Genomic DNA, 14584 nt, shown 5'->3' with positions numbered 1-14584 from the left:
TTTTTTATTAAGTTCCATTTCTATGGGTCAGTGCCGGTTGTTCTTTTTCTATTTTTTACTTTGATTGAGAATGAATGAAACTTAAATAGTCAGCTTCACTTGGAATTGCAGATATACCACCATACTTTGTGGTAGTTAAAGCAGCTTTCGCATTGGCTGTTTTCAAAGCTTCTTTGACAGATTCATGATCAAATGATAAGTCTTTTTTTGCCATCTCAGCTAAGAAACTACCAATAAACACATCACCAGCACCGGTTGTATCTATCGGGGTTACTTTAAAGCCACCCACCTTGATACAAGACAAATCTTTAAAATAAAGCGTTGAACCATCTTTTCCACTTGTTATAATGATATACTTCACATCACCAATAAAGAGCTTAGATAAAGCCTTTTCTGGTGATGTTTCACCAGTGATAAACTCAAGTTCATCGTTTGAAATCTTTAACAAGTCAGATAAAGGTATAAACTCATTAATAACCTTTTTATACGCTTCATGGTCACGCCATAGTGATAACCTTAAGTTAGGGTCAAAGCTAACGAATCCGTTATGCTTTTTAGTATATTGGATTGCTTTTAAATGGGCATTCTTGATTGGATATGGACATAGACTCACTGAGCAAAAATGGAAGATACTACTTTTAAGAATATTAGTTGGTACTTGGCTTGATTTATAAAGCTGATCAGCAGAAGGATCACGATAAAACATAAAGTCTCGTTCGCCTTCTTTAGTCAAACTAACATAAGCTAAAGCTGTTTTGGCCTTTTCTGTTTGTTGAATAAAACGGGTATCAATCTGTTCATTTTTTAACGTATCAATTAAGAAATCGCCAAAGGCATCTGCGCCAACTTGACCAAGAAAATAAGCATTGACACCAGATTTTTTAGCTGCGACACACACATTTGCAGGTGCACCACCTGGATACTTTGTAAATCCTGTAACATCTTTTAGTTTTAAACCTTTTTCATTCGGGATGAAATCGATTAAAAGTTCACCCATACATACGATATGTTTCATATTACACCTATTTATATTTCTTTAAATTAGAAATGGTCACTTCACTATTTAAACCATAAAAGCCAAAGTTTGATGCTTCAACTCTAAACATTCTAGCCGTGTGGGCTAGTTGATTCTCAATGTATAAAGTGACAATTGACCCATCCGCATCTATAGATTCTTCAAATAATAATGTGAATTTGAGCTGATTACTTGAGTTGTAAAAGTCTGTTTTTGTATAGCGATTGACTAGATCTCTTTTTGTGTAATCGCTACGGTAAAATGAGAGACTCTTATTACCCAAGTTAAAGTCATAATGGTAAGAAGCTTCGCCTTCTCGGTAATCAAAAAATAAACCGAAATACCCACCAATTGATTTAATGTCTAAGTAGCCTTCAATGATACTAATACCATCTAATTCATTAAACAAGACATATTGATATTGATTGTCATTGAAGAATTGGATTTGTTTTAAAGAAGATTTAATGTTAGTATCCGTTATTTCTAAGACTTGTGGGTGTGAGATTTTCTCTTTAATTTCCTTGACTAAATCTACATACAAAGTGCCATTTGAACGTTGTTTTAGTTCATGAGAGATGAAGTTTCCACCCCAACCAAACTCATTTGAACGGTTAAAGTCATGTGAAACCCAACCACCAAGTATCATTCTGTCTTCACTATGTGCAACTTTTCCTGCATATAACCCAGCACTATCAAATGTATGCACTAAAGGTTTAATCCACTCATCATCAAAGTTTTGTTTATATAAGTAGTGTGTTTGTCTAGTTGGCCATTGGTCAGAAAATGTCATATACCAATACCCATTAAAATACCATAAAGTAGGACATTCTAAGTTTGAGTCAACAGAGTCTGTTCCGGTTGTTGCGTTATTTAAGAAGAAGATTCCATTAGATACTTTTTCCCAGGTTAATAGGTCATCTGATACTAAATACCCAATCGCACCTTTACCAAGGTATCTAGTTGTAAAAAGCATGTAGTAAGTGTCTTTTTCAGGGATATAGACCACATGTGGGTCTCTAAAGTCATATGAATCAAACCCATATGTTCTAGGGTCGATGACCAAACTTTGTTTTTCCCAGGTCTCTAAATCAGTAGACGTAGATAACATGATCATTTCTTTAGGCACTAATCTACCGTTATGTGCTGTGTAAAAAGCATAAAATGTACCGTCTTTTTCAATGACTGAACCTGTCCCTAAGGCTAGTTCCTGACTTTCAATATCATGAATAACAGGGATGACTTCACCATGGTCTGTAAACGATGTGAAATCGGTTGTTGACATATGATACCAAGGATGAAATCCTGGTTTTGGGGCAGAATCATGTAGGTAAAAGAAGTGCCACGTATTGTTGTGGTAAAAAGGCATCACATCGCCAATGTTACCATTTGTCGGTTTTGTAAATATGGTCATATTTTCTTGATCAACAACCTCATAACTAGGTTTATCTTGACAAGCAGTTAATAATACAATCATTAAAAAACTTATCAAAATTAGTATCTTTTTCATTTTATAAACTCAACTCCTTAAGGACTATATTGTTTAGTTTATCATCACCTTCAACTAATCTGATGTTTAAACTTTCTTCATCAAAATAAACGAGTGTTGTTATTGTTTTATCCAACCCTTTAATGAATAATTCAAGTGATGAATTATCCATAACTAAATCAAATGTGATATCTTCTAAGTTATGTGTAACAAATCTCTTTTCAAGTGGATATAACTTAGTACTACTTGTATCTAATGAAATTTCATTTTGATTCAATGAAAGTAAAATGAAATTATCATGATCTCCAATTTGAATAATCACTGGTTTATCTACTTTAATTGTACCATTTAGATGAAAGTGTTTAGATGTAGTTTGAACTAAACTTGAAACTTCAAACGCTCTTACAGTCTTAAGGTGTTCTAGATGCGAGGCACTTTGATATAACTTATTTTCAACTACATGAAGTTGTCTTGGTAATGTGAGTGCACCTACCCAACCGTGATGATTCATTGCGGTGTAGTAATCTTTACCCCACATTTGCATCCATGCTATAGCAATCCTTTGATTATTTGGACCAAGTGCTGTTTGAGGTGCATAAAAGTGATGACCTGCATCTATCTCATCAACATGTTCAAACAAGAATTCACCAGTCTCACTATTAAATACACCTGTTGCATAAAGTGAACTATTTACATTTTTAAAACGTCCGTTTGTTTGTTTTAAGTTTGTCGCAGAAAAGAGTAAGACGTGCTTCCCATCTAGTTCAAATAAGTCTGGACATTCTGCTATCTCACCAAATAGTGGATGTTTAATCGCATTTAAGTAAGTAAATGTCTTAAAGTCATTTGTCGTATACACTAGTATTTGACCCTTTTTATCCAATGTAGATGATCCAATTAAGACAAATGTCTTACCATCTATAATCACCGGATTCGGGTCTCTAAAATCAACTATTGATGCATCAACTGGTAAATCTTTAATGGTAATCACTGGTTTGTTTAAATATTTTTCAAATGTAATGCCATCTGTTGATATTGCAATACTTTGCTCTTGAAGTTGATAAGCTTGATGATAATGTGATGTGTACATTAAAATTAACTTATCATCTATTACTGCTGAACCACCTGAGAAACACCCATCTTCATGATCTAAATCCGGTGCAAGTGCAACTGGTAAATGCTCAAAATGAACAAAATCCTTTGTTCTAGCATGACCCCAGTGCATTGGTCCCCATTTTGTTTCATATGGATAAAATTGATAAAATAAATGATAGTATCCTTGGTAGAAAATAAACCCATTTGGATCGTTCATCCAACCCACTTCAGGCATTAAATGAAATAGATGCCTGTGTTTAGGATTTACTTTATCCTTGTTTTCTTTTATATATTGATTCGCTTTTAAAGTTGTAAAATTCATAATCTCATCCTTACTTGACAATGATGTCGTATTTATTTAGTGTTGTGATTAAGGCATTGCCACCAGTTGCCATAAACGTAATGTCTAAATCGTCGCTATTTGGGAATACAACGGACGTTAATGTTTTATACCCATCGTTAACAAATATTTCTACCGAAGACACATCGATAAAGATATGTAGTTTCAGTTTGTTATTAACGGGTTCTATGGTAGTGGTTCTAGTGTTTAAGTTTGCTTCTTGACCACGGATTTGTCTACCGGATTGACTCCTGTCAAAAATCAAGGCTGAAGCGGATTTATCATAGGTGATTCGAGTAGAGTTTTCACTACCCTTTAGTAAGTCAATTGATACAGTATTAGATGTACCTAAATCAATCTCGAGTTCTAGTTCAATCTTATTACCACTGACACCATCTATACTTGTAGGCATGTTAGATACCAAGTGAACATTTGATTCGGTTATATGGTTTTCACGGTAATTTTTGATTTCTCTAACGGGTGCTTGATACAAGTGCCCATTCACATAAGATAATTCTCTTGGTAATGTAAATGCGCCAGCCCAACCATCGACTTGGGTTGGCATGGTTCTATCCCACATTTGCATCCAAGCAATCATGATGGTTCTACCATCTGGGTGTTTGGCTACTTGTGCGGCATAGAAGTCAAACCCACCATCCAATTCTTGAAAACCATCTTGAGTGAACGCTCCGGTTTCATAATCTAAATTACCGGTCATATACACAACTGAATGAAGGTTCTCATAATCATGGCCATCTTTTGGTAATCGCATTGGTGATGCGATTAAGATTCGCTTACCATCTAAGATAAAGAAATCAGGACATTCATAAATACCACCAGTGAGTCTATAATAACCTGCTTCATCCGGGTTATTGTTGTTTAGCAATTCACCGACATATTCAAAGTAGGTTAGGTCAATACTTTTATACAGCAGTAACTGCCCAACCCCATTTGTTTTACCACCAATGATGACATAATACATGTCTTCATGTTTGAAGACCTTAGGGTCTCTGAAATCAGAACTATTTGCATTACTTGGTAAATCTAGCGTTGTTATAACAGGGTTATGTCGGTCCTTTTGGAACGTGATACCACCATCTGTTGAATACGCAATCGCTTGTTGTTGTAAACCATTTGAAACAGCTGTATACATAAGTTATAAGTTACCGTCTTTTTAGATTGCTGTACCTGAGAAGGCACCTAAGTCTTTATCGTAGGTTTTATCTGGTGCTAGAGCAACTGGTAAATGAGTCTACTTAATGAAGTCTGTTGAGACTTGGTGTCCCCAGTGCATTGGACCCCAGTTAGCTGCATACGGTTTATGTTGATAAAAGAGGTGAAACTGGTTATTATACCAAATGACACCATTTGGATCATTTGCCCAGTTATAACGGCTCATCGCGTGGTACGTTAAACGGTATCTAGTGTTCATTTTGGATTCATTTGCTTCAATATAGTCATTAGCCTTTAAGATATTTGGACTAACGTCATAAGGACCTTGAAAATTAATGATGAAATCATCGACATTGATGTAATTAAAGCCATCATTCATTAAATCCAAATCTGTTACTTTTACTCTGATGGTTTCACCTAAATAGTCACTTAAATCAACGGTCATTCTAAACATTTGTCGGTACCATTAAAGTTTTCGTTCCCGACTCTAATAAGTTCTTCACCCTTACTATTGATAAAGCTGATATAGGTAAGGGTTGGGTCAGCCCCACCACCGACTAAAAACATAACAATACCATTGCCTTTTAAGACAAAAGGACTGGATGTCATTGTGCCTGTTAATTATCCTAAATTACCTTTTCCACCAAAGTAGAAGTAGATGCCTTGTTGGCGATACTCAAGCTGATTTTCATCTCTCTTTTGAAAGGATATATTTGAATCACTAAATGCACTACCTGTGGTTTCCCAACCCTCAAGCGAACCCAATTCGAAATCCCCATTTAAGAAAGTATAAGGGTCTTTCTCAATGATTGATTTCTGAGAGGTACATGCAGTGATTAAACCCATAAAACTTAGGATAATTAATAGCCTTATTTTCTTCATTTTTACTCCTTAATTGTCAGTAAGGGAAGTCATACTGTTGACTTCCCTATGACAAGTTATAATTTATGCTAATTCGATAATTGTGATTGAGTCGATATAAATGACAGCTTCACCTGTATTAAATGATCCAAATTGGAACAATAATTCGATTGTTTCATCAAACGATTGTAGGTTTGGTGTTTCATATGAGAATGTTTGAGCAGTTGTTGTTAATTCAAACATTGCCGTTACTTTTGGATTCCATTGACCCATTGGGTTAATAGCGAAGAAGCCTTGAATGGTCTTTGAAGCTTTCGCAACAAATTCTACTCTGTACTTAGAACCATCTTTGAATAAAATATCTTCTAAAAATACTTTATTATACCAGTCAGTGTCACCAAAGACTGCTACATCATACACTAGGTTTCCAGTTTCAGTATCGACATATAGATTAGCTTCAGCAGGTGAATTTTCAAAGCTTGCAAAGCCTTCAGGCAAGCCAGTAAAACGTATTACGTCTTCTGAGAATCCATCATAAGATACTAAATTTACATCACTGATTGTGATTACTGTTGCTAATGATTGACCACCTAATTGGAAGAACATATCAAAGTCATTAATATCTATTTCATTTGTTGTAAATGTATGTGTAACAACTCTTGTTTCATCTTTAGCTAAATTTGGACCAGACCAAATATAGTTTTCATCACGTCCATCGGATTGTTGTGATTTAGTTCTTGCGATGAATTCATATCTGATTTGTTCAGTTGCATGGATTGTGTAAGATAGTTTATACACTTTATTTGCCTCAAGTTGGATTGGTTCATGGAATAGTTTTTGTTCCCAAATACTTGCAACTGGATCTGTGATATTAATAACTGCCTTACCTTCTACAACAGATGCAGTAGATTGGCCAGCATCATTAACATATACCCAACCGTCACCTGCTGAAGTGATGTCTGTGAATACTAATGTTTCTGTTTGTGGATTTGAGTTTGCAACAATTGTTAATTTGCTTATATGAACACTATAATCAGCATCTCCTTGTCCGCCTACATTTAACATGAGTTCAGCTGCTTCATTATCTTCGTCCACTGCGAATGTGTGTGTGAATGTTCTATATTCTGTAGTTACTTCTTGTTCCCACATACCTGCATATGGATCCCATGTACCTGGTGTCTTACCGTTTATAACAAACGCAACCCCAGTTAAATTTCTAGTAGCTTTTGCTTCTAGACTAATGGTATAGGTTGTCCCAGCTGTTAAGTTTAATAGTGTAAATATTTGATTATCACCATCACCATTACCAGATGTAATTGGTGTATAGATTAATTCACCATTTTCAACTGTTAAAGCATCAACTTCTTCACCAAATTCTTTTGAGACAAAGCCCTTAAAAGCTGTTTCAGAAATACTATTGAAATCATAAGTTACTCTACTTACTTCTTCAACTACAGTATTTTCTAGTACTTTTAAAAATAGTGTTGCAGTCGTTTTTAGAGTAGTATCTTTCGGATCTGTAGCGGTTAAAGTAACTAGATAAGAACCTGGTTCTTGTGGTGTTACAACGCCACCGACAACTGTTGCAGTAGATGGGTCGACTGTGATTACGATTTTATCTGTAATATCTACATCCCCATGTGCCATCGCAGTAACCCCTTCTAAAATATTGATAGATTCACCCTCTGTGATTTCAGCGGTTTGTGCTAAGCCTGTAATCACAGGTTTAGTTCTGGTTTCTTCATTACCAACACAAGCAACTAAAACTAGAAGTGTCGCCAACAAAGTTAAACCAATTAAAAACTTTTTCATATGTTTCTCCTTTTATCCTTTTCTTTTAATAAAACTTGATTTGAAATATAGCTGATTGATTGTATCCAAGGCACGACTAATAGTAAGCCCCAGATTGCATAAATTGACATGTAAATCACAATACTTGTTAGTAAGATCATAAATAATGTTTCTTTAATGTATCTTAATGACAGATATAGTGTGTTTTGAATCAACTCTTTAAAGTTCACTCGCATTTGAATCAAGATCATTGGTGGGTAAAACAAAAGAGACATGATACTTAAAGCCAATACGACTAATACAAAATTATTAAATATTCTTAATATGTCTGTATCATTTATTTGCGATACAAGCAACATCATTAAACCTAAAAATAGTGAGATGAGTGTTAGGATAATTAATAGTTTTATGTTTTCCTTAACAACTTTAAACATATATTTAAAAGTGTCGTTATGAAAATATGCTACCACCATCACAAAACCAATATAAATGGGTACAACTAAAAAACCTAAGACAAAGAGTATTAAACTTAAAACAATATAATCAAAAATGTAATTACCGATTCTAATATAGAGTTTCACGATTGTTTGTATCGATCATATGCACTTTGATAAGCATTGATCATTTCAGTTAACTTCATTTGGTTTAGTTTGTTTACATAGTTATTCCATTCTGAATCTGATACACCACCTTTTAAAAGCCAACCAGTCGTAGACTGATAAACATATGAATATATATCCGTACCATAGCGGTTTATTATATTAATTTCAGATAGTGTAAAGCTTACGTTTGGATACTGTTTAACATTTTCCATAATATATGGTTTGATATAGACATCCAGTAGTTCTAATCTTAATCGTGCACGGTATTCCATGACAAGTGTTTCTTTCCACTGCTCATCAGATAAGTAAATAATGCCCATTGGTGCATGTTTTAATCTTAACTCATCTGCTGTCATACCCTCTGGTATTGGTTTTTGTACAAGCATGCCTTCACTATTTAACTCTTCTTCATAAGTAATGCCGATTGGTCCATAATTGATTTGTGCAGAAATCATTGGATCATAAAATCTATCAATCCATGTTAATAATATTTCTGGGTTTTTTGCTTTAGAAAATACAACAAAGTTACCCTTAGAAATTTCTTGGTTATTAGAAACACCAATTGTTTGATTACCATTCGGACCAATTAATGGTGGTAATGCCACATATTGATCTTGCCATTCTGGTTTAATCACTGTTTCTTTTTCCCACCAATAGAATGAACCTAGTCTTGGGCTAGTGCCTTTTCCTTTAGCAAGTAAATCAAATTCACTTTGAGTGAATACATCTTTTTCAATTAAACCGTCTTTAATCCAACGTGCAAAGAAGTTGGTTGCTTGCTTATATTGATCCATAACAGCTGTAAATGTCACTTGATCATTCATAATTGTCATATGATCAATATTTTCAGGTACACCAAATGCTGCATATAAATCAGATTGATTACCTTGCCATCCACCATATCTAAAAGTTAATGGAATCAGATTTGCACTGGTAAGTAAACTTGCGTTTGTTTTCATCGCTCTTAAGATAGCTTCATATTGTTCTAATGTAAAACCATTTACGATTTGGTTATTTACCTTTATGGTAAGTGGTTTTAAAATAATATTTTCATTTGTCGATGTATCTTCTAAATTACCACCTTCAATAGATACAGTAATTGGTTGCCCATTTAATATAATCTTATTTTGATCAGACAATATCTTCACCCAATCTTTATTGATGAATAAGATATTTGGATGTTGTAATAAGCCCATTTCTTCAACACGAGGTAGTGCATAAATATGACCATCTGGTGCTGTAACAACTTTTTTAATATCAGGACGTGCCTCTAAGATACGTTTAAAGTTTGGCATATTATCTAAATAGTTATCTAAAGCAATGATTGTACCTGCCGCTGAATATTGAATAATATCTCTATCCGTAAATCCTGCATGATACATTGCATCAGGTAGGTTTCTTGTATCTTGGATAATCATATGTTTAGTTGTAGAGAATGTTTCTTCAGATAAATTAATCCAATTGATTTTAACGTTGGTATCTTCAAACATTTTTGTGAAGATATCCATTTGGTTATAATCAAGTGCTAATGCATTTTTTGGAGAAATAATTGTATACTCTACCGTCTCAGTTACGATTGGTAAACCATTTGGGTTATACCCTAGTTCTTCTAAGGTTTTGGTTGGACCACTTGCTTGGTTATTACAAGCAGTTAACACCAACACGATTAATGTTAATGTGATAAAACTAAATATTTTTTTCATATGTCCTCCTATTTGAAGCTTCCAACAAGGAAACCTTCTTTGAAAAATCTTTGTACAAGTGGGTAAATCATGATGATTGGTAAACTTGAAACAATAATTACCCCATACTTAATTTGATTTGCTAGTTTAAGTCTTTCGTAAATATCTTCACCGGTGATACCACCTGAACTATTATCATTTACAATTAAGATATTTCTTAGAACTATTTGAAGCGGATATAAATTCTCGTTTCTAATAAATACCATTGCATCAAAGTAGGAGTTCCATTTACCTACTGCATAGAACAAAATCATAACTGCGATAATTGGTTTTGATATTGGCAATATAATTGACCAAAATGTTCTTAATTGGCTTGCTCCATCCATTTCAGCTGCTTCAATGAGTTCCGATGATACATTGGATTCATAATACGCTTTAACCATAAACATATTCCAAACACTTAAGCCTTGTGGAATAATTAATGCCCAGAATGTATCAATCATACCCAAACTTGAAACTAAAAAGTAGAAAGGAATTAGCCCACCACCGAAAAACATTGTAATGATGAAAAACCACATGAAGTATTTTCGGTAAGGTAAATTCGGTCTAGAGAGGGCATAGCCTGCAGGTATTGTTAAGACGATACTTAGCGTAGTCCCAACTAGCGTATATAGAATCGTATTCCTATAACCTATCCATATTAGTGGGTCGTTAAATATTTTGACATATCCTGAGAGGTCAATGGTATCCGGCCATAACCATACTTCCCCATTTAATACTGCATCCGGACTTGATATGGATGCAATTACCATGAACCATAGAGGATATGCAATAATGATGGCGAATGATATCATTAAGATAATTACACCAATACGGAAATATTTATCGCCTTTTGATTCCATATTAATTTTTTTTCTACGTTTTACCATAAACTATTCTCCGAGAAACGTTTTGCACTATAGTTTGCAATAATCAATAATATAACATTGATTAGTGAATTAAAAAGTCCAATCGCTGCAGCATATCCAGGTTCACTTAATCCAGTTAACCCAATCTTATAAACATAGGTTGATATAATTTCAGATGTAGTTAGGTTTGTCCCTGTTTGCATAAGTAATACTTTTTCATATCCTACAGATAATAAATTACCGATTGATAAAATTAAAATAATTGAAATAGTTGGGAAGATTGAGGGAAAGTCAATATGAATGATTCGTTTGAATCGACTTGCACCATCTATCTTTGCAGCTTCATGTAGCTGCGGATCCACTCCAGCTAATGCCGCTAGGTAGATAATAGATGACCAACCAGTTTCTTGCCAGTTACCTGAACCAATAAATAGTGGTCTAAACCAGGATGCCTCTAATAAGAACGATATACGTTCACCACCAAATGCTATAACTAGGGAATTGATCAATCCATATTCACCAAAGAATAAAAATATCATACCAACTAAAACCACTACAGATATAAAGTGTGGGGCATTAAAAATTGTTTGAAAAAAACCTTTTAGACGTGTACTACGTAGCGTATTTAATAATAAAGCGATGATAATCGGTAGTGGAAATCCTATAATAAAGCCAAGGAAACTGAGTAAGAAAGTGTTTGTCATTAAACTTTCAAACTGATAACTTTGAAAAAACCTAATAAAGTTGTCAAATCCAATATAAGGTGATTTAGCAATACCTAAAGCTGGGTTATACTCTTGAAAAGCAATTAGTATGCCATACATTGGTATATAAGCGAATACAAAGGTAAATAAGATTGCCCCCGATATCATGACAACCAATTGCCAATTACGCCTTATGCCAGATTGTTTATACCCTTGTTTTTTATTTTTTTTTATTGATTCTGTCATGGTATCCTCCGTTTTTACATTTATTTTATAGCCCGCTATATAAAATGTCAACATTTAAACAAATAATGTGCAAATGTAAATGTAAACGCTTTACAAATGTGCATTTGCGTATTATACTATATGTGGTGATTATATGAAAGAAAAAGCATCCATTCAACAAATAGCGGATGAACTAGGATTATCTAGAAACACAGTATCTAAAGTTATAAATAATAAGCCCGTACCCGATAACACCAGAGAGCGGGTCATAAATAAAGCCATTGAACTCGGTTATAAGGGTTTTTCTCTATATCAGAAAAAAGAGACAACTAAACTTAAACTACTACTTTTATCTGGACAGCCATTATCAAATTTAGACTTCTTCATATCTATGATGCGTGGAGTTGAAAACTTAGTAACCAATCTAAACATAGACTTTTTTCAATATACCCTAAATTCCCATACATCCTTTGAACAACTTCAAAATTATATGACCAATCTAAGTATTGATGGTGTCATTGGTATAGAATTATATGATGAGGTTTTTTTAAAGAAGTTTCTCAATTTAAAAACACCCATCATTTTCATTGATGCAGCCCTTGGTCTAAAAGAGATGCATGGTAACTTCGATGCCATCTTAATGGAAAGTAGAGACCCTATCTATAAAATCTCTAAAGCATTTATCGCTAAAGGCATAAACCGTATTGTGTACTGTGGTGACTACAAACACTGTCAAGGTTTTTACGAACGTTTCTTAGGCTTAAGAGACGCCATCGCTGATATTCCACATCGCATGGATTTATCTCAACAACTTATCTTACCAGATGATTCCCCATTTGGCGATTTATCTTGGTTAGCCAAAAAGATCAATAGTTTACATATGATGCCACAAGTGATCATTTGTGCAAATGATTCTATAGCAATCAATGTTTGTAAAGCACTTAAAAAAATGGGTCTGAGTATACCAAAAAATATACAAGTGGTAGGGTTTGATAATATCATTGAATCCAGTATTTATAGTCCTACTATCACGACTGTAAACGTCGATAAAGAGTTATTAGGTCAAGAGGCACTCTACATGTTGATTGATAGGATTAAAAGACCATCTACACCACCTAGAATGATTTATTTTAAAACAGAGATCATTCTTAGAGAGTCAACAAGACTAACAAATCTTTAATACTTTATATTATTTCAAAACAATACAAGTGTTTAGTTTAAACACTTATCGATTCCATGCTCTATTCATATATAAAAAGAGAAGTGAACTGTAAAATTTATTAAACGGTTCACTTCTTTTAGGTTAAATTACTTTCCACTCATTAACTATACAAAAATAATTCTAAATACCCTTTTAATTTATCAGCTGGATGATAACAAACTTTATAATTATCTTCACAAACCATTAACTGATTACAAAATAAACTTGCATGTCTTTGTTCAATGGAGTCCGCGTGGTATCCATCAGTGCCTAATATATGATCTGCCATTTCTACTGCTTTATTTAATCTGTCAACCAAAGTTCTGTTTTTGGTTTTGTTAAATGATAGTGCTTGTGGTTGTCTTTGCATATAAGCTCCCATCGCTTCTAATGGTATACCAGCATCCATCATAGCGTTCATTACACCAACACTAATCATTGGATAGAATTTTTTAATGTGACTTTTCTTTAATCCATAGAAGACAACCGTGAATCTTGATAGGTCATGCATGATTACAAGTAGATTCTTCCCGCTTCTTTTTAAAAAGTGAGCATGCCAAGCATACATGTCATTATCGGTGTTATGTTCAGTTAGTTCTGTTTTGATATAATCTAGCATTGTTTTTGTGCATTGTATGTGCATGATTATCCCCTATACTTTTTGAATGTTCAAATAGACATCATTAATAAATTCAATGAAATATTGTGCATTCCATCTATGAACATTCGCATGTCCTTTTGGTGATTTCCTATTAATCGTTTCAAAATATGCTTCATATTTATCCCGATATATATCAAGTGTTGTCTTTTGATTGATTAAGTCATTAATAGAAAACCCACAATCCCTATTGATACTATACATAAGATTAGAGCCAATTATATCTGGTCTTTATATATTAGGATAATTTTTCTCCATCCATGAAACGAATGCTCTAGCATATTCTTTCTTATTAGATTTTGTAATCAGTATCTCTTTTATAAGTCACCTCGACATTTTCATCTACCGTTATTATACCAAAGTAGGTGTATGAAGAACAAAATAACATTTACTTAAGAACTACCAAAAAAGCTGTAATAGTTAACCACTTTTTAATTTTTTATGAAGAAAGGTAGTGCTGACGTTGATGCATTTTTTTGGGATAGGGCAGGCTTTCAAGCCCTATCCTACAAACGATGCGTCAGCGTGTTGGAAGCAACATCTATATATAAGACCTTTCTGCAGTATTATGCAGATAGGGATTTACCTCCTATTTTCCAAAATGCATTATGTTAGAGGTTTTCCTTATTTTTTCAGTCTAAAATATTACCTTTTGAACTTATATATTCATCATTAAACTCACTTAATCTTTGTCTAATTGTTCGTTCTGATAAGTTCAAATATTTAATCAGATCTTCTATCGTACAATTACCAACCGTAACGGATGACTGTATACTTCATAGTGATCAGGGATCTGTATACACATCGGACGCATTTCAACAAAACGTAAAACAAAAAGGCATT

Annotated in this window: 14 protein-coding genes and 2 pseudogenes; 2 read left to right on the top strand and 14 right to left on the bottom strand. The window is 33.8% G+C overall.

The genetic code is table 11. The annotated features are described in order from the left end of the window. Window positions 1-55: 55 nt before the first annotated feature. The 11 genes and pseudogenes from T434_RS07245 to T434_RS0105805 all read right to left on the bottom strand — a co-directional run bounded on the left by T434_RS07245 (window position 56) and on the right by T434_RS0105805 (window position 11903). Window positions 56-1015 carry a carbohydrate kinase family protein gene (locus T434_RS07245; protein ID WP_035358554.1) on the bottom strand — a complete coding sequence of 320 codons (960 nt, stop codon included), beginning with the start codon at window positions 1013-1015 and terminating at the stop codon, window positions 56-58. Window positions 1016-1022: 7 nt separating this feature from the next. Continuing rightward, window positions 1023-2522, bottom strand: coding sequence for a glycoside hydrolase family protein (locus T434_RS07575; protein WP_026400282.1), 1500 nt, complete (start codon window positions 2520-2522; stop codon window positions 1023-1025). A gap of 1 nt (window position 2523) precedes the next feature. After that, window positions 2524-3918, bottom strand: coding sequence for a glycoside hydrolase family 32 protein (locus tag T434_RS07235; protein WP_051614492.1), 1395 nt, complete (start codon window positions 3916-3918; stop codon window positions 2524-2526). Between the two features lie 10 nt (window positions 3919-3928). After that, window positions 3929-4441, bottom strand: coding sequence for a GH32 C-terminal domain-containing protein (locus tag T434_RS08040; protein WP_281172693.1), 513 nt, complete (start codon window positions 4439-4441; stop codon window positions 3929-3931). Next, window positions 4427-5335, bottom strand: a pseudogene (locus T434_RS08035) (glycoside hydrolase family 32 protein); the annotation flags it as partial. The gene T434_RS08040 and the pseudogene T434_RS08035, both read right to left, overlap by 15 nt. Window positions 5336-5730: 395 nt before the next feature. Then, window positions 5731-5991, bottom strand: coding sequence for a hypothetical protein (locus T434_RS0105830; RefSeq protein WP_026400281.1), 261 nt, complete (start codon window positions 5989-5991; stop codon window positions 5731-5733). 63 nt (window positions 5992-6054) lie between these two features. Further along, window positions 6055-7782 carry a carbohydrate binding domain-containing protein gene (locus tag T434_RS0105825; protein ID WP_026400280.1) on the bottom strand — a complete coding sequence of 576 codons (1728 nt, stop codon included), beginning with the start codon at window positions 7780-7782 and terminating at the stop codon, window positions 6055-6057. Continuing rightward, window positions 7779-8342: a hypothetical protein gene (locus T434_RS07965; protein WP_162150787.1), complete on the bottom strand. Its 564-nt coding sequence runs from the start codon at window positions 8340-8342 to the stop codon at window positions 7779-7781. The genes T434_RS0105825 and T434_RS07965 overlap by 4 nt, the downstream gene beginning before the upstream one ends. Then, window positions 8339-10066: a type 2 periplasmic-binding domain-containing protein gene (locus T434_RS0105815; protein WP_162150786.1), complete on the bottom strand. Its 1728-nt coding sequence runs from the start codon at window positions 10064-10066 to the stop codon at window positions 8339-8341. Before T434_RS0105815 ends, T434_RS07965 begins: the two co-directional genes overlap by 4 nt. 8 nt (window positions 10067-10074) lie before the next feature. Next, window positions 10075-10974, bottom strand: a complete 900-nt coding sequence (locus T434_RS0105810) for a carbohydrate ABC transporter permease (RefSeq protein WP_026400277.1) — start codon at window positions 10972-10974, stop codon at window positions 10075-10077. Beyond that, window positions 10968-11903 (bottom strand): ABC transporter permease, encoded by a 936-nt coding sequence (locus T434_RS0105805; protein ID WP_026400276.1) that lies wholly within the window; start codon window positions 11901-11903, stop codon window positions 10968-10970. Before T434_RS0105805 ends, T434_RS0105810 begins: the two co-directional genes overlap by 7 nt. Before the next feature lie 133 nt (window positions 11904-12036). Between T434_RS0105805 and T434_RS0105800 the strand changes: the two genes are divergently transcribed. Continuing rightward, complete coding sequence (locus tag T434_RS0105800) at window positions 12037-13062, top strand: LacI family DNA-binding transcriptional regulator (protein ID WP_026400275.1); 1026 nt, start codon at window positions 12037-12039, stop codon at window positions 13060-13062. A gap of 142 nt (window positions 13063-13204) precedes the next feature. On the opposite strand, the gene T434_RS0105795 is transcribed toward T434_RS0105800, so the two are convergent. From T434_RS0105795 to T434_RS08125, 3 genes are all read right to left on the bottom strand, one after another. Next, window positions 13205-13726, bottom strand: a complete 522-nt coding sequence (locus tag T434_RS0105795; RefSeq protein ID WP_026400274.1) for a DUF6933 domain-containing protein — start codon at window positions 13724-13726, stop codon at window positions 13205-13207. 9 nt (window positions 13727-13735) lie between these two features. After that, window positions 13736-13945, bottom strand: coding sequence for a hypothetical protein (locus T434_RS07960; RefSeq protein WP_162150785.1), 210 nt, complete (start codon window positions 13943-13945; stop codon window positions 13736-13738). Window positions 13946-14373: 428 nt separating this feature from the next. Next, window positions 14374-14469 (bottom strand): helix-turn-helix domain-containing protein, encoded by a 96-nt coding sequence (locus tag T434_RS08125; RefSeq protein ID WP_483756942.1) that lies wholly within the window; start codon window positions 14467-14469, stop codon window positions 14374-14376. Window positions 14470-14485: 16 nt separating this feature from the next. On the opposite strand from T434_RS08125, the pseudogene T434_RS08120 reads away from it, so the two are divergent. Further along, window positions 14486-14584: pseudogene (locus tag T434_RS08120) on the top strand (IS3 family transposase); the annotation flags it as partial.

This window comes from Acholeplasma equifetale ATCC 29724 (assembly GCF_000687735.1).
GTDB lineage: Bacteria > Bacillota_I > Bacilli_A > Acholeplasmatales > Acholeplasmataceae > Acholeplasma > Acholeplasma equifetale.
This window is presented reverse-complemented; position numbering and strand designations above follow the sequence as displayed.

Bases quoted from the DNA above. Each gene is read 5' to 3' on its own strand.
- T434_RS0105815 (WP_162150786.1), bottom strand. From the start codon at position 10,066: ATGAAAAAAATATTTAGTTTTATCACATTAACATTAATCGTGTTGGTG.
- T434_RS07575 (WP_026400282.1), bottom strand. From the start codon at position 2,522: ATGAAAAAGATACTAATTTTGATAAGTTTTTTAATGATTGTATTATTA.
- T434_RS07235 (WP_051614492.1), bottom strand. From the start codon at position 3,918: ATGAATTTTACAACTTTAAAAGCGAATCAATATATAAAAGAAAACAAG.
- T434_RS0105795 (WP_026400274.1), bottom strand. From the start codon at position 13,726: ATGCACATACAATGCACAAAAACAATGCTAGATTATATCAAAACAGAA.
- T434_RS0105825 (WP_026400280.1), bottom strand. From the start codon at position 7,782: ATGAAAAAGTTTTTAATTGGTTTAACTTTGTTGGCGACACTTCTAGTT.
- T434_RS0105800 (WP_026400275.1), top strand. From the start codon at position 12,037: ATGAAAGAAAAAGCATCCATTCAACAAATAGCGGATGAACTAGGATTA.
- T434_RS07960 (WP_162150785.1), bottom strand. From the start codon at position 13,945: ATGTATAGTATCAATAGGGATTGTGGGTTTTCTATTAATGACTTAATC.
- T434_RS0105810 (WP_026400277.1), bottom strand. From the start codon at position 10,974: ATGGTAAAACGTAGAAAAAAAATTAATATGGAATCAAAAGGCGATAAA.
- T434_RS0105805 (WP_026400276.1), bottom strand. From the start codon at position 11,903: ATGACAGAATCAATAAAAAAAAATAAAAAACAAGGGTATAAACAATCT.
- T434_RS07245 (WP_035358554.1), bottom strand. From the start codon at position 1,015: ATGAAACATATCGTATGTATGGGTGAACTTTTAATCGATTTCATCCCG.
- T434_RS0105830 (WP_026400281.1), bottom strand. From the start codon at position 5,991: ATGAAGAAAATAAGGCTATTAATTATCCTAAGTTTTATGGGTTTAATC.